Source organism: Mucilaginibacter sp. RCC_168 (assembly GCF_041355315.1).
Lineage (GTDB): Bacteria > Bacteroidota > Bacteroidia > Sphingobacteriales > Sphingobacteriaceae > Mucilaginibacter.
This window is the reverse complement of the sequence record NZ_JBFUPN010000023.1, coordinates 15,438-36,612: the sequence shown is the minus strand read 5'-3', so window position 1 is coordinate 36,612 and position 21,175 is coordinate 15,438. Positions and strand designations below refer to the sequence as shown.

Here is a 21,175-nt window from a genome sequence, read left to right as displayed (position 1 = left end):
AAAGGATATCAGATTAACAAATAATTTAAATATTCTTCTTAAAAAAACATTTGCATATCTGCACATCTGAAATCCGCACATCTAACTTCAATGCTTATCGCCAAAGCCAAACTCTTTATAGGTATTGGGTGCACTATCCGCATTTTTAAAGGCGAAGGTGAATGTGGCACCCCAGCTTTCAAAATCGGCATTTTTATCGGTCGATCTTACTACGTGTACCGAGCTGATCATGTATACCCCTTCGCGGCTCAGTTTAAAATAGACTTGTCCCTGGGCATCAGAGCTTAGTTTTTGCGGGAATACATTACCATTTATAGTACGGGTGTACACAATTACCACCGCATCTTTTAATGGTTTCCCTTTAAATAATATCTGGGCGGTTACATCATCGCCATAGCTGGCTTTATATGGATTTTGCTGTATCACTATTTCATAAGTTTCGCCCAGCGGTTTATCAAAATCTTTGCCGTTGGGTTTATCAACCGCTATCAGCGTTTTTAAATACCGGTTTGTTTTTTCGACAAAGTATTGTTGATTGCTGTTCTTAGCATCCTCGGCTATTTTATCCAAACCTTCGTTATCCAGATATTTCAGGAATTTATTTCTTTCCGATTCAATGCTTTCGCTTTTCACCATCTCAATGAGGGCTAACCCGCTATTCTCCAACCTGTAATTCAACACATTTGCCGATGTATCTTTTGGGGCCTGACTCAGGTCGGTTTTTTTTGATCCTTCATAAAGCATAAACTTAGAAACCTTGGCATCTTTATACCGGTATTCGGCGTCTTTTTGAAAATCATTACCGCTTAACAGGTGCAGGCTGAGCTTGTCGCCTTTTTTCATGTTAAAGGATTCCGGCAGCAAAAAATAATCCTGTGAGCTGGCGGCAAACCCAATGATCAGCAAGAGCGCGAGGAGTAAAAGTCCGTTTCGTTTCATAGTTATTAGATAGGATTACCAAACATACAAAGTTTTAAAAACTTCAGTAGTTTTACACTATGATTTTTGACCGCAAAAGCCTGAATAACGAAAATTTAACATTTTTTTACAAAAAACTGTTGCTGCCTCGCCTCATTGAGGAGAAGATGCTGATCCTTTTACGCCAGGGCCGCATTGGCAAATGGTTTTCGGGAATAGGGCAGGAAGCTATTGCCGTGGGCAGTACGCTGGCCATGCAAAACGATGAGTATATATTGCCCATGCACCGCAATCTGGGTGTTTTTACCACCCGGGATATCCCGCTTTCCCGGCTGATGGCACAATGGCAGGGCAAGCCTTCGGGTTTTACCAAGGGGCGCGACCGCTCTTTCCATTTCGGCACGCAGGAATATAAGATCATCGGGATGATATCGCACCTGGGGCCGCAGCTGGCCCTGGCAGATGGTATTGCCCTGGCCGATGTTTTAGCAGACCGGAAAAGGTCAACCCTGGTATTTACCGGCGAGGGCGCAACCAGCGAAGGCGATTTTCATGAGGCCCTCAACATCGCATCGGTTTGGAAACTGCCGGTTGTATTTTTAATCGAGAACAACGGCTACGGTCTTTCGACCCCGGTAAACGAACAATACAATTGTTTAAAATTGGTTGATAAGGCTGTAGGATACGGTATAGAAGGCCGCCGCATTGATGGCAACAACATCCTGGAGGTTTATCATACTATCAAGGAGATCAACGAGAGTATCCGTGAAAACCCAAGGCCGGTACTGCTGGAGTGTATGACCTTCCGGATGCGCGGGCATGAGGAGGCTTCGGGAACCAAATATGTTCCGCAGAATTTGTTTGAATGGTGGGCCGGTAAAGACCCGGTGGCTAATTTCGAGCAGTATTTACTGGACGAAGGCGTGATCCGCCCGGAATGGATCCCGGTATTCAAAAAAGAGATCACCACGCTTATTGAAACAGAATTTGAAAAGGTTTATAACGAGGCAGATATAGTACCGGATATAGCAACCGAAGTGCGTGACATGTACCAGCCTTACCAGTTCCCGGCAGCACAACCGGCAGCCACTCCCGTAACACATAAGCGCTATATTGATGCCATAAGCGATGGCCTGCGCCAGGCCATGCGCAAACACCCCAACCTGGTGATCATGGGTCAGGATATTGCCGAGTATGGCGGCGCCTTCAAAATAACCCAGGGCTTCGTGGAGGAATTTGGCAAGCCCCGTGTGCGCAACACGCCTATTTGCGAATCGGGCATCGTAGGTGCAGGCATGGGTCTGGCACTGAATGGTTATAAGGCCATTGTTGAAATGCAGTTTGCTGATTTTGTTACCTGCGGCTTTAACCAGATTATTAACAACCTGGCCAAAACACACTATCGCTGGGCGCAGGCGGTTGATGTGGTGGTGCGGATGCCTACAGGAGCCGGAACAGGAGCAGGGCCATTCCATTCGCAAAGCAACGAGGCCTGGTTTACTAAAACTCCAGGACTTAAAGTAGTTTACCCCGCTTTCCCGGCAGATGCCAAGGGTTTATTATTGGCCGCTATTGATGACCCAAACCCGATTATTTATTTTGAACACAAATACCTGTACCGCAGCATCAGTGGCGATGTGCCCGACAATGATGTGCTGATAGAAATAGGCAAGGCCAATGTGGTAAAGCAAGGCACACAAGCCAGCATCATCACCTTTGGTCTGGGTGTACACTGGGCTTTGGAATATGCCGAAAAACATCCTGAGCGATCCCTCGAAATTATTGACCTGCGCAGCCTGCTGCCATGGGATCATGAAGCGGTAGAAGAAAGCGTAAAGAAAACAGGTCGGGCACTGGTATTACATGAAGATACCCTTACCAGCGGTTTCGGGGCCGAGATAGCCGCCCACATAGCCGAGCATTGTTTTAAATGCCTGGACGCACCCGTAATGCGCTGCGGCAGCCTGGACACCGCCATCCCCATGAACAAAGCCCTGGAAGACCAGTTTTTGGCAAAAGCAAGGCTGGATGAAACGATGGAGAAGCTGCTGAGCTATTAGCCGACACCGGATGTCATGCTGAGCTCGTCAAAGCATAGTGGGCAGGCCTCTGCGCACGACCCTTCGACTGGCTCAGGGTGACAGGCCTTCATGGCTAAAAAAATACGTCATTGCAATGACGCTTTTTATAGTTTTTTGTATCGAATTGACTGGTAGGTATTTTATTTAATACCCAATTTGGTTTTAACCGAAGCCGTAAGATCGGAACCTTCATTAGAAACAAGCAACGCTGAGCCTTGTGAAGAATCAAATACATAGGTAATACCTTTTTCTTTGGCTACGTCATTAACCGCGGCGCGGGCCTTATCGGTTATCGGTTTTATCAATTCGTTTGATTTAGCTTCTACCTGTTGCTGTGCATTGGCCTGGTAATCCTGCATCTTTTTTTGCAGCCCCTGCAGTTCCGTCTGCTTTGCTGTCTTATCGGCGTCGCTCATGGTTTTGCTTTGATCCTGATAAGCTTTTCCCTTGGTTTGCAAATCATTGTTCATAGCGGTTAACTGGGTAACAAATTGCTTTTGATAGGCATCCATCTGGGGCTTAATAGTTTTAGCCTCGGGCATCTGACTAACAATTGCCTGAAAATCAACATAACCGATCTTGGATTGCGCATTTGAAAATTGACCAATAAACAATAGGCTTAAAGCAAGCAGGGTAACTTTGAATAGTTTTCTCATGTTCAGTAATTTTTATTTATTAGAGAAAACTGAAACGAATTGATTAGAAAATTGTTTTACTTAAAGTTAAAACATAGAATCTATGTGAGTGAATTCGATAATAAAGAAGATCGAATACGCACCCGTTCCTTAGCATCCTTATGTTTATATTAACGCCCACCAGTTATCAATACCAGTGGCAAAATCTAATATTTCTGGTAGTTCTTCGCCCCACAATATCTTTTTTGGGCAACTGTAATTAACTTTATAGGGAATTATTTTATTTTGATCTCCCCGAAGGTTCTTTGTCCGGATAAGATAGGTTTTATTAACTCTATTAAGCTTTAGCAATTTAGAAAGTCGGTTCCAGTTTTCTTTAAAAGAATCCGTCTCAATAATTCCGATCAATTCTTTATATCCTTTCAGATATTTTATATCTGTACACAGGTATATTTTTTCATCGTTTGTCGGGTCAAGTGCTACTATGCAACAGTAGAAAATCTCATTATCGTCATTTGTACAAAAAGATTTTAAAATATTATCATACCAGTCGATGGTAAGCTCACTTACAAATCGCATGTATTCATTCTATTATTTTGGTTCAAATGTATTGTTGCTAAGCATCTATGTATATTTACATCCCCTTATTGATCGCTTCATAAATCACATCCTGTATCCTTGGTCTGATGTTGAGGCTGCCCAGTTTGTTGCTTACATTGGGATGTACCCGGTTGCTTAGGAATACGTATACGAGGTTATATTTCGGATCGACCCAGATACAGGTGCCTGTAAAGCCGGTATGTCCGTAGGTTTGCGGTGATGCCAGTTTAGATGGGTAATGCCTGTCGGCTATAGGGTCCCAGCGGTCAAAACCCAGCCCCCGGCGGCTCACCGCCGATTGCTTGGAAGTAAACAGATCAACTACTTCGGGTTTAAAATACTGAGTGCCGCCATAAGTACCCCGGTTCAGCAGCATCTGGTACATAATAGCTACATCATTGGCGCTGCCAAAAAGCCCGGCATGGCCAGCTACCCCACCCATGAGGGCCGCAGTTGGGTCGTGCACATAGCCATCCAGCAAGCTCTGGCGGTATTCCTGGTCGTTCTCGGTAGGTGGTATCTGGTTTTGGTTAAAACGGTACAACGGTAAAAATCCTGCGGTTTGCATCCCCAGCGGTTTGTAAAATTGCTGCTGTACATACACATTCTCGGGCACCGATGTAATATTTTCCAGCACCTCCATCATAAACAGCATACTCACATCGCTGTACACGTATTGTCCGCGTGTTTTTAATGGCGAGCTCAGCATTTCCGGAAACATCACGTCTTTATAATAATCTTTCCGCAAAAAATAATGATCCGATACCCGGGTTGGGTAAGCCGCGGATGAATCGGTACTATGATCTGCCGGCTTCACTATGTCAAAGCCTTTTATATCCGGTATCAGACCTGCCTGGTGCATCAGCAACTCCTTTATCTGGATATTATTCTTATTACTATTTTTAGTTTGGGGCAGATAGTCACTCAGGGTGGCCTCCAGGTTTAGCTTACCCTCATCTGTGAGTTTCATAGCCTCTACAGTGGTAGCGGTTATTTTGGTCATGGATGCCAGGTCAAAAATATCCGTTATCTGATCGGGAATGGTTTTGTCGTAGGTATGATAGCCGTAAGCCTTATTAAATATCACCTTACCATCCTTGGCCACCAACACCACACAGCCTGGGGTAGCATGTTCGGCAATAGCTTCGCGGGCAATGTCATCGATACCAGTTAAGTTATTAGCGTTAATACCGGCATCTTCCGGAACGGTATATTGCAGCCTGATCTTATCGGTAATAAAACCCATGCCTGCTGCAAATTGCGGCGAATAGGTACGGGTGAGCTTTTGCGTTATAGGTAAACCTCCGAAAATGGCCTGTGCGCTGTATAACGCGGCAACAGCTGTTAAGCGCTCGCTCCATAAAATGGGTGCGGCAACAGTGTTTAGCTTATTTAAAATAGCGCCGCCACCAAACGCCGCCACGATCACATTTTTGAGTTTTTGGGTACTGTTGATAAAATCAATAACCTGCGGATTGTTCAGATCAGCATCGGTTACCTGCAGGATGATGGTGTTATACCATTTCAGATCGGCAGATAGATCGGCCAATGTTTTTGCACCGCTGTAAGTACGACCATCAAACGCCTGCACTTTGCTGTATTTATTAAGCAAACTATCAAACACACCAGCGTACTGATTAGAGAAATGAACGCTGGCTATTTTTAACTGATCAAGGTCTTTCAGCGGCAGCAGGTATTTACTGTTGTTAAATAAAACAGTGGAGTGTTCAACCAGCCGTTCTTCGTTTATATATGCCTGCCCGGTTGGTATAATTGGTGGTATTTGTGCGCAGGCCGTATTTAATAAGGTAAACCCAAACAACACAAAGGGGATACAGCCCCATTTATTTTTTATCATATACTTTAACTCCGTTTATATAAGTACTGGTCACTTTAACTTTTGGCAATTCGGCGCCTTTTATTTTCATGATATCCTTATTCAGTATCACAAAATCGGCATATTTACCAGGCTCCAGGCTGCCTTTTTCTTTCTCTTCAAAATTGGCTTTGGCAGCCCATATGGTTATACCCCTTAATGCCTCGGTACGGGTTAGGGCATTCTCGGGTTGAAAACCCCTTTCAGGAAAACCCTTCATGTCTTTACGTTCCACTGCTGCATAAAACGTATACATGGGGTTTATATTCTCTACCGGAAAATCTGTTCCCAAAGGTATCCAACCATTTTGTTTTAATAATTGTTTATACACATAAGCCGATTTTAAACGCTCCTCTCCCAATCTTTTACCCGCCCAGTACATATCGGATGTAGCATGAGTGGGCTGCACCGAAGGGATGATGCTGTTGTCCCCAAATAGTTTAATATCCTGGGGCGAGAGCACCTGGGCGTGTTCAATACGCCAGCGACGGTCGTTCTTCCCTTTCAGTACAGAGGCGTATATTTTCAGCATCACCCGGTTGGCCGAATCGCCAATGGCATGGGTAGCCATCTGAAAGCCTTTGTCATAAATTTTTTTGGCTACCTCTTCAAAATGCTTTTGACTGCTTAGTAAAAAGCCCTTCCAGTTTTTTTGATCATTGTAGGGTTGCAGTAAACAAGCCCCTCTTGAACCCAATGCACCATCAGCATAAACCTTAAAGGCCCTTACATTCAAACCTGGCGTTTTATAGGCACCACGCTTAAACAGGTATTCGTAATTTTCTTCTCTATCGGCCAGCATAACGTACATGCGCATTTTTAATGATCCTTTGTGCTGCAGTTCGGCAATGGTATTTATCATGGTATAAGGTAGGCCGCAATCGTCCACGGTAGTTAATCCCACGGCAAAACAGTTTTTTTGAGCTGCCAGCAGGGCGTCCTCTGTTACCTGGCCGGTTGGCTCAGGGATTTTTCGGGTTACTATCCCCACGGCATTATCTACCAGGATGCCAGTAAGTTTACCATTAATAGTTTCTATTTCACCACCGTTAATGGTTTGGCCAGGCTTAACACCGGCAATGTTCAGCGCTGCCTGATTGGCTATGGCGGCATGCCCGTCAACGCGGCTCAGTATCACGGGTCTTACCGGGAACAGCGAATCGAGCTTAGCTTTGTTGGGGAATTGTTTCAGAGTCCAATCATTCTGATCCCAACCTTGTCCGGTTATCCAGCCATCGGTATTCCGAACCGAATAGGTCTGCACCGAATCGATCACTTCATTCCAGCTGTGTGTACCTGTCAGGTTAACTTCCTGCAAACCCAATCCGTAGTCATAAAAATGTGCATGTGCATCAATAAAACCAGGATATACAGGCGCACCTTGCGCATCAACCACTTCTTTGGCCAGGTATTTTTGTTCCAGCGTATCAGCATCACCCACCGCCAGTATTTTTCCTCCTTTTACCACAATGGTATTGGCAGTGGTAAAGGAACTATCAACCGTATAAACTACGGCGTTTTTAACCAAAAGGTCGGCATTGTACTCTTTTTGCTTGCAGGCTACCGCGAAAAGGAGCAGTGCTGGCCATAATTTCTTCATAAACTAAATTTTTGTAAAGGATAGAATAAGGATTTTTGGAGCAAGGAACAAAGATTTTAGAGAAAAGAACAAGATTGCCATATTTTTGCCCCTTATTCCTTCATCTTTATCCTAAAAGTCCTTAATCCAAAAATCTTTATTCCGTCATCCTTTTCATATACAATTATCAAATCATAAAGTTATGCCTTCAAATATTTAATTTAGCATCGAATTCGAAATTGGAGGGATTTTTTTTAGATGTCAGATATCATACAGCTTTTACCGGATGCCGTTGCCAACCAGATTGCCGCTGGCGAAGTGGTGCAACGCCCCGCATCTGCCGTAAAGGAATTAGTGGAGAACGCTATTGACGCCGGGGCCGGAAAAATTCAGCTCATTGTAAAGGACGCGGGTAAATCATTGATACAGGTTATTGATGATGGCTGCGGCATGAGCCTTACTGACGCGCGCATGTGTTTTGAGCGCCATGCCACCTCAAAAATACGCAAGGCCGACGATCTGTTTGCTATACGCACCATGGGTTTCCGGGGCGAGGCTATGGCCTCTATAGCCGCTATTGCCCAGGTTGAAATGAAAACCCGCCGCCATGAGGACGAGCTGGGTACCTGCATTTTTATCGAAGGCTCCGAAGTAGTAAGCCAGGAGGCTTGCCAGGCAGATACCGGTACCTCTATATCGGTTAAAAATCTTTTTTATAATACACCCGCCCGCCGCAACTTTTTAAAAAGTAACCCGGTAGAGATGCGCCATATTATCGACGAGTTTCAACGGGTGGCACTGGCTAATCCACAAATATTTTTTACCCTGCACCATGACGGGCAGGAGGTTTACCACTTGCCGGGAGCCGCATTAAAGCAGCGTATAGTACACTTGTTTGGCAATAACTATAACCAACGCCTGGTACCTGTGGAGGAAGATACCACTATTATTAACCTGCGCGGTTTTGTAGGCAAACCCGAGTTTGCGCGTAAAACCCGGGGCGAGCAGTTCTTTTTTGTAAACAACCGCTTTATCCGCGATGCTTATTTGAACCACGCGGTGCTTACTGCTTTTGAAGAGTTGCTGCCTGATGATAGTTTCCCTTTTTATGTGCTGTTTATTGATATCGATCCATCACATATAGATATCAACGTGCACCCTACCAAAACCGAGATCAAGTACCAGGACGAAAAGGCTATTTATGCCATTATCCGCTCGGCGGTAAAGCGCTCATTAGGGCGGTATAACATTACCCCAAGCCTTGATTTTGACCAGGAAAATAGCATTGAACACCTGATAACACCCAAGCCATTTGAGGAGATAGTGGCGCCGACGATATCCTTCAACCCCGATTTTAACCCTTTTGCCTCTGAGAAAAAACCGGTACGCGAACATCCTTTTTTAAGGGAGGATGGTGGTTTTAGAAACAACCCTATCCCCAAAAACTGGGATACCTTGTACGAGATCAGCAAAAAAGAGGATAACCTGCAGCATGAACTGCACCAGGAAGAGCGCATTGCGGTTAATGAGCAGGAAGTAGCTAAATCAAGCGAACGGGCTTTGTTCCAGATCCATAACCGCTTTATCTTGTCGCAAATTAAATCAGGTTTTATGCTCATTGGACAGCAGGCCGCGCATGAACGTATTTTGTACGAGCGTTTTTTACAGCAACTGCAAAATCACTCGGGCGTGAGCCAGCAAAGCTTATTCCCCCAATCGGTAACACTAAACGGTGCCGATTTTGAGTTATTGAAAGAGCTTTTGCCTGATATCCGCTCACTGGGCTTTGACATCCGTGAGTTTGGTAAAAATACCGTGGTGGTAGAAGGGATACCCGCCGAGCTGAGCAATGTGGGTGAGCATGAGTTGCTGGAGCATTTGCTGGAAGGCTTTAAAAACAATATGGCCATTTTAAAACTGGACAAGCGAGATAACCTGGCCCGGTCATTAGCCCGCAACGGGGCCATTAAAACCGGCACCAAATTATCATTGGAGGAGATGAACCAGCTCATCGATCAGCTTTTTGCCTGCGAAACACCAAACCAGGCATTGAACGGTAAGCCCGTAATCAGTACCTTTACCATGGCCGAGCTTTTAGAACGATTTGAAAAATAGCCCGACACGGCTTTTATTTATACTATGAACAGTCAATCACCATTTGCCAATATACCGCCGGTTGTAAAAAACCTGCTCATTATTAATATCATATTTTTTATAGGTTCTCTCACACTGGAAAAATTCATCCCCGATGTGTTTAAATATCTGCCGGTGTATTACTTTAACTCACCAAATTTCAGATTATGGGAAGTTATAACCTACATGTTTATGCATGGAGGATTCGCACACATTTTCTTCAACATGTTTGCACTATTTTCTTTTGGCCCTATTGTGGAGTATTCCATCGGTTCAAAAAGATTTCTTAATTTTTATTTCATTTGCGGCATTGGAGCTATTGTGTTTCAAACACTGGTTCAGGCTTATGAGGTACATGCAATAACGGGCGCATTCACCATAAGTCACCCCAGCCTGCCAGAATCTTTTGCAGCATATGGAGACCAGGGTCAAAAGTTAGCCGAAATATATTATGTTCCTATAGTTGGCGCATCAGGTGCCATATTTGGGTTGTTAATTGCCTTTGGCATGCTTTATCCCAATATGGAATTGATGATCATGTTTATCCCGGTACCTATTAAAGCAAAATACATTATACCGGTGTATGTGGTATTAGAGCTATTTTTGGGTGTAAAACAGTATTCGGGCGATTCGGTAGCACATTTCGCGCATTTAGGCGGAGCACTGATCGGTTATATTATGGTAAAAGTATGGCGTTTGCAAAGACCAAACAATTTTTATTAATATCGGTAGTTATCCAATAAACGGAAGTATAATTTATGAGTACCCTTTGGCAAAATATTCAGTACAAGATGCTGCGGTCGGGCAATAAGCTCAACCTGCTCATTGGTATTAACGTAGCCGTTTTTTTACTCATCAATGTTTCGGCTATCCTGGAACAACTACTTTTTACGGGTTTTGGTAATAGTAGAATATTAATATTCGCGATCGAATACCTGCGTATGCCGGCCTCTTTTCCCAAATTGCTTGCCCACTTCTGGACACCCATTACCTACATGTTCATGCATGATGGCGTTTTGCACATCTTGTTTAACATGCTTTGGCTTTACTGGATGGGGCAGATATTTGAAGAGTACCTGGGCAATAAGCGCACCATCGGCCTGTATATTATGGGGGGCCTTGCGGGTGCATTATTCTATCTGCTGGCTTATAATCTATTACCAGCGTTTACCAGCCTGCACGCTGCCGACTCTGCTTTAATTGTGGGGGCCTCTGCCAGCGTTATGGCTATTGTAGTGGCTACCGCCACGCTGTTGCCCAACTACACTATATCATTAATCCTGTTTGGCCCGGTAAAGTTAAAGTGGCTGGTATTTGTTATCCTGGTGATTGATTTTTTGGGTGTTGTTGGCCCTAACGCGGGCGGCGAAATAGCCCACCTGGGCGGCGCCCTGCTGGGCTTTGTTTATATTAAACAATTACAAAAGGGGCATGATTGGATAGGCAGTATCGGCAATCTATTTAAAGCCAGGCCCAAACTGAAAGTAGCAGCTAAAAACTTCAATAAAAACAGCCCTGAGTATCCCCGTCAGGATGAAATTGACCGTATCTTAGATAAAATATCACAATCGGGTTATGACAGCCTGACCAAGCAGGAAAAAGAAATTTTATTTCGCGCAAGCAATAATGAAAGTTAAACGCAAACAAAGCTTTATAGGTAAAATACTTTTATGGATAAACCTATTGTTATGTGTTGCTTTACTGATGAGTTATTTGGCGCCTCATGTTGACCCCAGAAAGGTTTGGATTTTCGCTTTTTTTGGCCTGGCCTACCCTGTACTACTTATCTTTAACCTGATTATGCTTGCATACTGGCTGTTACGTCGTCGCTGGCAGTTCCTGTTGTCTTTTATTACTATTCTATTGGGCTACAATGTTTTGTTCAACAATATTGGTTTCAGATTAAGCGCTGAGGAGACTGCAAAGCCCGCCGCGGAAAATGCCATTAGGGTAATGACCTATAACGTGCATAACTTTAAACGATACGGGGCTTCCAACGATATATCAACCAAGCATCAAATTCTGACACTTATTAGTCAGCAGCAGCCCGATATTATTGGATTTCAGGAGTTTTATACTAAAAACAAGGGCCAGTTTGAGATGCGCGATTCACTGATCAGGATCATAGGGGCCAGCAATTTTTATTTCGAACCTTTTAACTTTAATAGTACCGAGGCTATTGGTATGGCTATTTTCTCAAGGTTCCCGATAGTGAACAAAGGATTGATCCGACTTACAGACACCCACTCCGAGAACCAGTGCTTATTTGTTGATGTAAAAAAAGGGAAGCAGATCTTTCGCTTTTATAGCATTCATCTGCAGTCCATCCGCTTTGATCCCGAGGACTATAAATACCTGGACAGTGTATCCAAAAAAGGAAAAACGGATATGCAATCAACCAAACGTTTGGGAGGCAAGCTGAAAATTGCTTTTGGAAAAAGAAGCGAGCAGGTTTTTAAGGTCAAAGAACATGCCGCCAAATGCCCGTACCCTTATCTTATTTCGGGCGATTTTAATGATACACCAACTTCGTTTGCGGTTAATCAGATGGCTAAGGGACTAAAAAACGCGTTCCGACAGAAAGGATCAGGGTTCGGTCGCACCTATAATGGCGATTTTCCGAACTACCAGATCGATTATATTATGGCCAGCCCGCAGTTCGACGTAGCCACTTACAAGATCATTGAGAAAAAACTATCTGATCACTACCCCCTGCGCAGCGATGTAGTACTCAAGTAAAGAAGCAAGAGATTAGAGTCAAGAATCAAGATTTAAGAAAATCCCAGGATTATTTTACATCCTCTTGATTCTTGACTCTAATCTCTTGCTTCTATAAGTTACCATGAAATTGAAAAAATCGTAAGTTTGCGCTCATGCAACAAAATTTGTTTGTTTACAATACTTTAACCCGTAAAAAGGAAAAATTTAAGCCACTTAACCCGCCCCATGTGGGCATGTATGTATGTGGCCCTACTGTTTACAGTGATGTGCACCTGGGCAACTGTCGTACTTATATATCTTTCGACCTTATTTTCAGATATCTTACTCAAATCGGGTATAAGGTACGTTACGTTCGTAATGTGACTGATGCCGGTCACCTGGAAGGCGATGCCGGCGATGAAGGAGAAGACAAAATATCAAAAAAAGCAAAAATAGCACAGCTGGAACCCATGGAAATTGTACAAAAGTACACCGTTGGCTTTCATGATGTTATGCAAATATTTAATACGCTGCCACCCAGCATTGAACCAACCGCTACCGGCCATATTATTGAGCAGATAGAAATGGTAAAGGTGATACTTGAAAAAGGATATGCCTATGAGGTTGATGGTACGGTGTATTTTGATGTGGAGAAATACAACAAAAGCAAAAACTATGGCATACTGAGCGGCCGTAATCTTGAAGATCTGTTAAACAATACCCGCACCCTTGGCGGTCAGGACGAAAAACATGGCAAGCTTGATTTTGCCCTGTGGATAAAAGCCAAGCCGGAGCACCTGATGAAGTGGCCATCACCCTGGAGCGTTGGTTTCCCGGGCTGGCACCTGGAGTGCTCGGCCATGAGCCAGAAATACCTGGGTAACCAGTTTGATATACACGGCGGCGGTATTGACCTGGTGCCAACCCACCATACTAATGAAATTGCCCAGCATGAGGCCTGCTGCGGTGTAAACCCAGCCAATTATTGGGTGCATACCAATATGCTTACGGTGAACGGGCAAAAAATGTCAAAATCATTAGGCAACAGTTTTTTACCGCATGAGCTTTTTACCGGTAATAATTCTATCCTGAATAAAGGCTACAGCCCCATGACCGTGAGGTTTTTTATGCTGCAAGCCCACTACCGCAGTACGCTTGATTTTGGTAACGAAGCTATGGAAGCGTCTGAAAAAGGCTTCAAACGCTTAATGAATGCCTTTGCACTACTTAACGGCTTAAAGACAAGCAGCACCACCGAAATTGAAATAGAACCCCTGTTACAGCGTTGCTACGCGGCCATGAACGATGATTTTAACAGCCCTGTGCTTATTGCCGAGCTGTTTGAGGCATCACGCATTATTAATTCGGTTCATGATGGCAAGATGAAGATAGATGAAGCCAATTTGCAGCTGCTTAAAACCTTAATGAACACTTTTGTGCTAGATGTATTGGGATTAAAGGATGAACAAGCCGCCAATGATGACCTGCCGAATGTACTAAACCTGATAGTTGAGCTCCGGGGCGAGGCTAAGATCAATAAAGATTATGCCATGTCTGATAAAATACGCGATGGCCTGGCCCGCATAGGTTTTCAGCTCAAGGACAGTAAAGACGGTACACACTGGAGCAAATCCTGAGCTAATAAAGCGAATTGTAATAGTTAAACAACTTAGCTAAGGCCGCATCATTTTTATAGTCAACGGTATTAGTTTTCAAATAAGCTTGTATCTCTGTGCTTTTATTGGCCATAGCGGCGAGGATACTTTTTTGGCTTGGCTTTATACGGACGATCTTGTTATCAGCATATAGATAATAAAGATCAGTAAATGCAAATGTTTTGGTAACTGTTGCCGAATTAAAAGCCTGATCGGTACGTATTGCTTTCCGATAGTGCCTTAATAACTGCATTTTGCCAGAAGCAATTACCTGGTAAAATGAGGTCGTTGTTTGCACATCAATAGCCGGGTAACCGCTGTTAAACACCAAAGGGAGGATGTTACTTTCATTAATGAATGAATTGGTTAGTGTAAACCCTTTAACCGGATCAACAAAATACATGGCAGTCGAATCACCTTTATGCTGAAATAAAAGCACATCCTTCACCAGGTCATATTTCACTCTGATGGTTGCTTTTTTTCCATTTACAAAGTCAATATTTCCATCGGCCCAGCTATTGATCAGGAATGGATTGCCTTCAACTTCAGTATAGGATTGCTCCATATATGGTTTACCCTGCAGGTCATGTATATATTGAGCATGGGCTGCTAAACAAGCCGACACCATAGCTATTAAACAAGCGATAAATTTGTTCATTGCAACGTAATTTTTATAAATATGCACATAATGCTTTTTTTAATCAAAACATAATCAGCGCTATGGGGTTAATAAGTTTTAAATTGAAGGCATTTACTTAATATTTTGCCCTTAGGTATCAGTTTTTGCATGATTAGCTCCGCTCAGTTACAATTAAATATCAACCCTTTCGTTTCAGATATGAACCTGTTTAGCTACGATGCTGCGGAGTTATTTACTTATCACCTTAATTCAAATTACATTCCCGACTTAAAATTAATTGTTAAATTGCCCCAAAATCTAATATGATCATGAAGAAAATACTATTAGCTGCTACATTTATTGGTTACAGTGCATTTGCCTTTGCGCAAACTGCTCCCGCACAAGTAAATAAAGTAGTTAGTGCCGAAGAAGCTTTTAATAAATTAGTAGAGCGCAAAGGCATAAAAGATGGCTTTTTGTCTGTTGCCGATCCTGAAGGCATTATTTTTAAACCAAACGCTGTTAAAATAACCGACTTTTATTCAAATATTGATAAACAGGCAGGTAAGCTAAGCTGGACCCCTAAATTTGGCCGTATATCAGCAAATGGTGATTTAGCTTTTACTGCCGGGCCTTATATTTATACCAATGGTAAAAGCGAGGACGACAAAGTTTTTGGTGATTATGTTTCCGTTTGGCGTTCTGATGCCGAAGGTAAACTAAAGCTGCTGATAGACCTGGGTATACAGCACCCGGAGCCTGAACAGGAAGAAGTACCCGATTTTAAAGAGCCTACTGCCGCCCGTACAGCGCCAAGCAAAGATCCGTTTACCGCAAAAAGCATCATTGTAAATACCGACAAGATATTTAATCACTCCTTAACTATATCTGCCCTGGCCAGCTATAAGGAGTTTTTAAGCCCCGAGGCCCGTTATTATTTCCCAGGTTTCGACCCGATGACAGGTCCGGATGTGATTATGAAATTTATTAATAACCAGGCCATCAGTATTACCGCCGAAACTACAGACGGTGGCCGTTCTGCCAGTAATGATTTGGCTTATACTTATGGCCATGCCCGTATAACAAAAGGTAATGTGGTAAGTAATTACAACTATGTGCGGATCTGGGAACTGGATAAAACTAAAAAATGGGATATCCTGTTGGAAGTATTCTCAGCAATTGAAAACGAATAAGAGTTTTTACTCATAAAACAAAAAGGCGCGGTTCTAAGAATTGCGCCTTTTTGTTTTATAATATTTGTCATGCTGAACGTAGTGAAGCATTTATTAAGCGATATGTATTTATGAATAGATCCTTCGCTCCGCTTAGGATGACCCTCCATTTTTGGCGCAAGTCTTGTGTAGCGAATTTGCGGGCAAAGGCTGACTTGTAACTTCAATGGTATAAGCACAAGTCATCACCCCGTGGCCCCACACACAAGACTTGCGCTATAGGGGGAAGAACTATCTCTTGAACAAAGTGAAAAATCCATTCTGTAACGAGCAAAGTTCATCAATAGATCCTTCTTCACTACGTTCCCCTTTTTGGAGCAAGTCTTGTGTAGCGAATTTGCGGGCAAAGGCTGACTTGTGACTTCAATGGTATAAGCACAAGTCATCACCCCGCGGGCCCACACACAAGACTTGCGCTATAGGAGGTAAGTCTGGCGCCAGCGCCAGATACGTCATTTCACCTTCAGAATCCAGCGGACTTTATAACTCAGGGTAACAAGCAGAGAGGATTAAAACAACTGCTGAATAATATCGGCAGCCGACAACCCTTCGGCCTCGGCATGGTAACTGCGTACTATACGGTGGCTTAAAATAGGCTTAGCAATCGCCTGTACATCTTCAATATCGGGCGAATACTTACCATTGATCACGGCGTGGCATTTAGCACCCAGGATGAGAAATTGCGATGCCCTTGGTCCGGCGCCCCAGCTTAGCAAACGATTGATCTGTGGCGTTGCAAACTCACCATTGGGCCGGGTTTTGGACACCAGCTTAACGGCATACTCCAACACATGATCTGTAACCGGTATATTGCGTACCAGTTGTTGAAAATAAATGATCTGTGCGGCATTTAATATTTTATTAACCCCGGTTTGGGTAGAGCTGGTTGTATTTTTAACCACCTGTAGCTCTTCCTGAAAAGAAGGATAGTTTAGCGCTACGCTAAACATAAAGCGGTCAAGCTGCGCCTCTGGCAAGGGATAAGTGCCCTCCTGTTCAATCGGGTTTTGCGTAGCCAGTACAAAAAACGGCTGCGAAAGTTTATGGGTAATACCGGCAGCCGTAACCGCTTTTTCCTGCATGGCTTCTAATAGGGCAGCCTGTGTTTTAGGCGGCGTACGGTTAATCTCGTCGGCCAGGATAATGTTGGAGAAAACCGGGCCAGGGATAAACTTAAAGTTACGGTCTTCGCCCAGTATTTCAGACCCAATAATGTCTGAGGGCATCAGATCGGGCGTAAATTGTATGCGTTTGAAATCAAGATCAAGCACCTGGGCAATAGTTTGTACCAGCAGGGTTTTGGCAAGGCCCGGCACACCAACCAGCAAACAATGACCGTTGCTGAAGATGGATACCAGTACAAATTTCACCACTTCATCCTGCCCGATAATAACCTTGCCAATTTCGGAGCGTATTTGCTGATATGCCTGCCTTAAAGCATCGGCAGCTTCCACGTCAGATCGGTGTTGCATATAGTTTGTTTTATTTAGCTTGCGCGGTGATTGCCGGAGCGGTGATCCATTTTTTCAATATATCACAGGATTGATATTCGTGGTCAATCCTAATAAAAGTTTCTTTTCTGCGTTTTTCAAACCACTGGGTTACCGCACGATTGGTTTTATCTTCATAAGCCATATCCTTTAGTTTAGGAAAATCCTGCTCCAGGTTGGCCTTATGTGCATTTGTTGCCGACTTAAGGTATAATATTTTATATGTTTTTTTACCATCGGGGCCGGTAAACACATCGGGTTTTGATATGCTGCCAACTTTCATGGTATCAACCGTAAGGGCAACTTTAGGATCAAGTTTATCGGTAGGAATAAAGGTTGTACGGTTTTGTACGTTTTCGGCATTCAGCATCATGCCGCCATTGAATTTGGTATCCTTGTTATCAGAGTAATAAGCGGCCGCGCTCGAAAAGTCGATCTTTTTATTGGTCATCATCAGCGTATAGATACTATCGGCTTTTACTTTCGCCCTTTCTAAACTGGCCTGGGTAATTACCGGTGCTATTAATATGTGCCGAACATGCACCTGTTCGCCTCTGCGCTCTATCACCTGTAAAAAGTGAAAGCCGAAATCGGTTTCAAACACCGGTGATATTTCACCCGCTTTAAGCCTGAAGGCATTCGCTGTAAATTCTTTTACAAAGGTGGTACGATCGGCAAAGCCCAGATCACCGCCATCTGGCGCCGAGCCAGGGTCTTGGGAGTATAAACGGGCAAGCGTTCCAAAATCTTCGCCTTTTTTTATACGTTGGCGCAGTTCTTCGGCTTTTTCCTTGTATAGCTCTTTTTCTTCCTTATTTAATTTCGGCTGAAATACAATCTCGCCAACTTCTACTTCTTTATTAAAGGAAGGTAAACTATCCTTCGGGATCTTGTCATAATAGCTTTTAACATCCTGTGGGGTAACATTTAGTTTTTCAGTAATATGTTGCTGCATTTTCTGCGCAACCATCTGCTCTTTCAGGTCCGGACGGATCTCGTCTTTATACTGAATAACAGATTTCCCCAGGAATGCTTCCAGTTTCTCCTGTCCACCGGCTCTTTGAGTCATTTCGCGCATGCGACGGTCAACGTTGTTATCAACCTCGTCCTCTTTTACTTCAATACTATCAATAGCGGCTTGTTGTGCCAATAGTTTTTGTGTTAATAAAGATTGCAGGACACGGCATTTTACGCTTGCGTCTGGCTGGTTTCCTTCAAACAGGAACCTGGCATACTGTGTTTCAATATCTGATTGTAATATGGGGCTGTTGCCTACAATGGCTGCAATTTTATCTAAAGTACGCTTCGGACCCGATGGCACCACTGTTGAATCGGCCTTAGCCGTTGTTTTTGCAGCTGAATCAACCTTAACTGCTTTTGCCGTGGAATCAACTTTGGTTTGCGCCCGGGCAACTGATATGATCAAAACAAAACTTAAAATGAATATCCCTAACTTTCTCATGTAATGCACTTATACTCTAATATAATACGGATCAATAATCCGTTAAAAACTTCGAATTTCGGTAAAATTTATTAATTATAGCCGAACAAAAAACGGCAATTATATATAACTGCCTATAATTGTGCTAATATGGCTATAAAGCTTGAAACCGTTTAACTACTTTTGGTTAAAATTTGTTAAAGTGAAAGTTGAAAACCCGGTTGCCCTGCGCTTTATATTACAGGATGAACTTTACCTGTTAAATACAGACAAAGCCTTCTACGAAAAAAGAGAAATACTTCCACCTATAGTTGAAGAAATATCCGAGTCTGAAATAAGAGCGCAAGTTAGTTCTCCAGCTATTCAGGAATCTCAAACCGAAATAAAAACCCCCGCCATAGATAAAATACCTCAAGAAGCTAAGCCTGAGGTTAAAACGCCGGAGCCTGCTTTTAATTATCTGGGTAAAAATTTAAAAAACTTTTTGATCCTGGTTCATTATCCCGATCAGGAGTTTATTGCCGAAACCCATTTGGCTGCACTGCAAAATATACTGAAGCGCAAGGCGCTGGAGCTTGATGATGTGGTTATACTTAACATGGCTCAACATCGTAACATAACAATTGCTCAGCTGGCCGCTTTTTTTAAGCCTGTAAAACTCTTGTTATTAGGTAAGGCAGCCATTCCGCAAGGTATGACTCCGCTTGCGCTCAACACACCAAAAACATCAGGCACGCGTACGGCACTATACAGTTTCGGCTTTGATGAGATGATGGATAGTGTTGACAATAAGAAAATTTTCTGGGAATTAATGAAGGCTTTATAAGTCTATAGTCCGAAGTATTTAGTCCTTAGTCTTTTGTCCAAAAATCTTTGATCCATTTATCCATTAATCAAAAAAATGCAGCAATTAGTTTTTGCAACCAATAATCGCCATAAACTGGAAGAAGTATCGGCCAAAATAGAAGGCCGGTTTGAGCTATTGAGCCTGGATGATATCGGCTGTACCGATGATATTGAAGAAACCGGCACCACCTTCCGCGAAAACGCATCCATAAAAAGCCGCTATATTTACCAGAAATATAAACTGAACTGCTTTGGCGATGATAGCGGCCTGGAAATAGACGCCTTAAACGGCGAGCCGGGTGTTTACTCCGCACGATATGCCGGCGAGCATGGCAACCAAATGGCGAACATTAATAAGGTATTGCAAAATTTAGCGGGCGAAACCAATCGCAAAGCACGTTTCCGTACCGTGATATCATTGATATGGAACGGAGAGGAACATTTTTTTGATGGGACTGTTGAAGGCCGCATTCGCACCGAACCCAGTGGCAATGATCCATTTGGCTACAACCCCATATTTGAACCCGATGGCTATCGGGTTACATTTGCCGAAATCAGCCTGGAAGAAAAGAACAGAATAAGTCACCGTGCCAAAGCCATGGATAAGCTTATTCATTTTTTAAGTACGGCGGCCGGACTTTAAGAAAAAACGATCATCGATTTGTTAATAGCCTTAATCATAATAGCAGAGTCCATTAATAAGCGATTAAGCGAAATGCAGAAAAAGCTTAAGCTAAAAAACTGTTGAGTTTAACTATGTTTGGCAGGATTTATGCTCTTATGCCATAAATAACCCAAATCATGAAAAAGATATTTCAAACCTCAATCGCAATCTTATCCGTTATTCTTGTTTTATCGGCTTGCTCCGGACAAAAAAGCACAGTCTCTAGTAACGTATCACGCGGCAAATTTGTGGGTACCTGGACGTTAAACAACGTAAGTTATGATGGCCTGGTTCAAAATGCTGTTCAAAATGTATTTGACCAGGCACCTCCCGAAGCATTTGCAGGCAGTACCTGGAAACTAACCAATAGCGGCAATGGTGTGTATACTTTATCGAACGGTACTTCACAAACTATCTTCTGGTCGGTTTATAACGGAGGTACTACAGGCACACAATTCCAATTTAAAAAACTGTACCAGGGCGATAAGGCTAAAAACGTAGCCGAAGGTTATCGTTTAGATATAGCCAGCAATGATGGTTCAACCATGACCCTGAAATCACCGGTGGCCATTGGTACAGGAGGTACCGGGTATATCATTTACTCGTTTACAAAAAGCAATTAATTAAGCTTATGGCTAAAAGCTTAAAGCTTAAAAGGACTTCCTTTATAGCTTTAAGCTTTTTATTTTTATAGCTTTTGGCTTTC

18 protein-coding genes are annotated in these 21,175 nt (G+C 43.2%); 10 read left to right on the top strand and 8 right to left on the bottom strand.

Going from position 1 to position 21,175, the window contains the following annotated elements:
- Positions 1-87: 87 nt before the first annotated feature.
- The gene (locus AB6735_RS21000) at positions 88-939 is read right to left on the bottom strand and encodes a DUF4198 domain-containing protein (RefSeq protein ID WP_370998023.1); all 852 of its coding nucleotides are present in this window, start codon (positions 937-939) and stop codon (positions 88-90) included.
- 59 nt (positions 940-998) lie between these two features.
- Here AB6735_RS21000 and AB6735_RS20995 point away from each other — a divergent pair, with 59 nt between their 5' ends.
- Positions 999-2,978 (top strand): thiamine pyrophosphate-dependent enzyme, encoded by a 1,980-nt coding sequence (locus AB6735_RS20995; protein WP_370998022.1) that lies wholly within the window; start codon positions 999-1,001, stop codon positions 2,976-2,978.
- A gap of 161 nt (positions 2,979-3,139) precedes the next feature.
- Here AB6735_RS20995 and AB6735_RS20990 read toward each other — a convergent pair whose 3' ends face one another.
- From AB6735_RS20990 to AB6735_RS20975, 4 genes are all read right to left on the bottom strand, one after another.
- Positions 3,140-3,655: an OmpH family outer membrane protein gene (locus tag AB6735_RS20990; RefSeq protein WP_370998021.1), complete on the bottom strand. Its 516-nt coding sequence runs from the start codon at positions 3,653-3,655 to the stop codon at positions 3,140-3,142.
- Between the two features lie 144 nt (positions 3,656-3,799).
- The gene (locus AB6735_RS20985) at positions 3,800-4,213 is read right to left on the bottom strand and encodes a hypothetical protein (RefSeq protein ID WP_370998020.1); all 414 of its coding nucleotides are present in this window, start codon (positions 4,211-4,213) and stop codon (positions 3,800-3,802) included.
- A 55-nt stretch (positions 4,214-4,268) separates the two neighbouring features.
- Positions 4,269-6,092 carry a serine hydrolase domain-containing protein gene (locus AB6735_RS20980; RefSeq protein WP_370998019.1) on the bottom strand — a complete coding sequence of 608 codons (1,824 nt, stop codon included), beginning with the start codon at positions 6,090-6,092 and terminating at the stop codon, positions 4,269-4,271.
- The gene (locus AB6735_RS20975; protein WP_370998018.1) at positions 6,079-7,710 is read right to left on the bottom strand and encodes an amidohydrolase; all 1,632 of its coding nucleotides are present in this window, start codon (positions 7,708-7,710) and stop codon (positions 6,079-6,081) included. The genes AB6735_RS20980 and AB6735_RS20975 overlap by 14 nt, the downstream gene beginning before the upstream one ends.
- Before the next feature lie 237 nt (positions 7,711-7,947).
- Between AB6735_RS20975 and mutL the strand changes: the two genes are divergently transcribed.
- From mutL to cysS, 5 genes are all read left to right on the top strand, one after another.
- Positions 7,948-9,804 carry a DNA mismatch repair endonuclease MutL gene (gene mutL / locus AB6735_RS20970; protein WP_370998017.1) on the top strand — a complete coding sequence of 619 codons (1,857 nt, stop codon included), beginning with the start codon at positions 7,948-7,950 and terminating at the stop codon, positions 9,802-9,804.
- A gap of 24 nt (positions 9,805-9,828) precedes the next feature.
- Complete coding sequence (locus AB6735_RS20965; RefSeq protein ID WP_370998015.1) at positions 9,829-10,545, top strand: rhomboid family intramembrane serine protease; 717 nt, start codon at positions 9,829-9,831, stop codon at positions 10,543-10,545.
- Positions 10,546-10,580: 35 nt separating this feature from the next.
- Positions 10,581-11,459 carry a rhomboid family intramembrane serine protease gene (locus AB6735_RS20960; protein WP_370998014.1) on the top strand — a complete coding sequence of 293 codons (879 nt, stop codon included), beginning with the start codon at positions 10,581-10,583 and terminating at the stop codon, positions 11,457-11,459.
- On the top strand, positions 11,449-12,561 hold the full coding sequence (locus AB6735_RS20955; protein ID WP_370998013.1) for an endonuclease/exonuclease/phosphatase family protein: 1,113 nt from the start codon (positions 11,449-11,451) through the stop codon (positions 12,559-12,561). Before AB6735_RS20960 ends, AB6735_RS20955 begins: the two co-directional genes overlap by 11 nt.
- A 134-nt stretch (positions 12,562-12,695) precedes the next feature.
- A complete protein-coding gene (gene cysS, locus AB6735_RS20950; protein ID WP_370998012.1) occupies positions 12,696-14,159 on the top strand; it encodes a cysteine--tRNA ligase in 1,464 nt (487 codons plus the stop codon).
- 1 nt (position 14,160) lies between these two features.
- Here the strand turns inward: cysS and AB6735_RS20945 are convergent, their stop codons facing one another.
- A complete protein-coding gene (locus AB6735_RS20945) occupies positions 14,161-14,835 on the bottom strand; it encodes a hypothetical protein (protein ID WP_370998011.1) in 675 nt (224 codons plus the stop codon).
- A gap of 290 nt (positions 14,836-15,125) precedes the next feature.
- Between AB6735_RS20945 and AB6735_RS20940 the strand changes: the two genes are divergently transcribed.
- Positions 15,126-15,989 carry a hypothetical protein gene (locus tag AB6735_RS20940; RefSeq protein WP_370998010.1) on the top strand — a complete coding sequence of 288 codons (864 nt, stop codon included), beginning with the start codon at positions 15,126-15,128 and terminating at the stop codon, positions 15,987-15,989.
- Positions 15,990-16,537: 548 nt separating this feature from the next.
- On the opposite strand, the gene AB6735_RS20935 is transcribed toward AB6735_RS20940, so the two are convergent.
- Both AB6735_RS20935 and AB6735_RS20930 read right to left on the bottom strand, forming a co-directional pair.
- Complete coding sequence (locus AB6735_RS20935; protein WP_370998009.1) at positions 16,538-17,500, bottom strand: AAA family ATPase; 963 nt, start codon at positions 17,498-17,500, stop codon at positions 16,538-16,540.
- Positions 17,501-17,510: 10 nt separating this feature from the next.
- Complete coding sequence (locus tag AB6735_RS20930) at positions 17,511-18,980, bottom strand: peptidylprolyl isomerase (protein ID WP_370998008.1); 1,470 nt, start codon at positions 18,978-18,980, stop codon at positions 17,511-17,513.
- Positions 18,981-19,161: 181 nt separating this feature from the next.
- Between AB6735_RS20930 and AB6735_RS20925 the strand changes: the two genes are divergently transcribed.
- The 3 genes from AB6735_RS20925 (at position 19,162) to AB6735_RS20915 (ending at position 21,092) form a co-directional block, all read left to right on the top strand.
- A complete protein-coding gene (locus AB6735_RS20925) occupies positions 19,162-19,785 on the top strand; it encodes a hypothetical protein (RefSeq protein WP_370998007.1) in 624 nt (207 codons plus the stop codon).
- 75 nt (positions 19,786-19,860) lie between these two features.
- The gene (locus AB6735_RS20920; RefSeq protein WP_370998006.1) at positions 19,861-20,448 is read left to right on the top strand and encodes a non-canonical purine NTP diphosphatase; all 588 of its coding nucleotides are present in this window, start codon (positions 19,861-19,863) and stop codon (positions 20,446-20,448) included.
- Positions 20,449-20,606: 158 nt separating this feature from the next.
- Entirely contained in the window at positions 20,607-21,092 is a 486-nt protein-coding gene (locus AB6735_RS20915) for a hypothetical protein (protein ID WP_370998005.1), read from the top strand.
- Positions 21,093-21,175 lie beyond the last annotated feature (83 nt).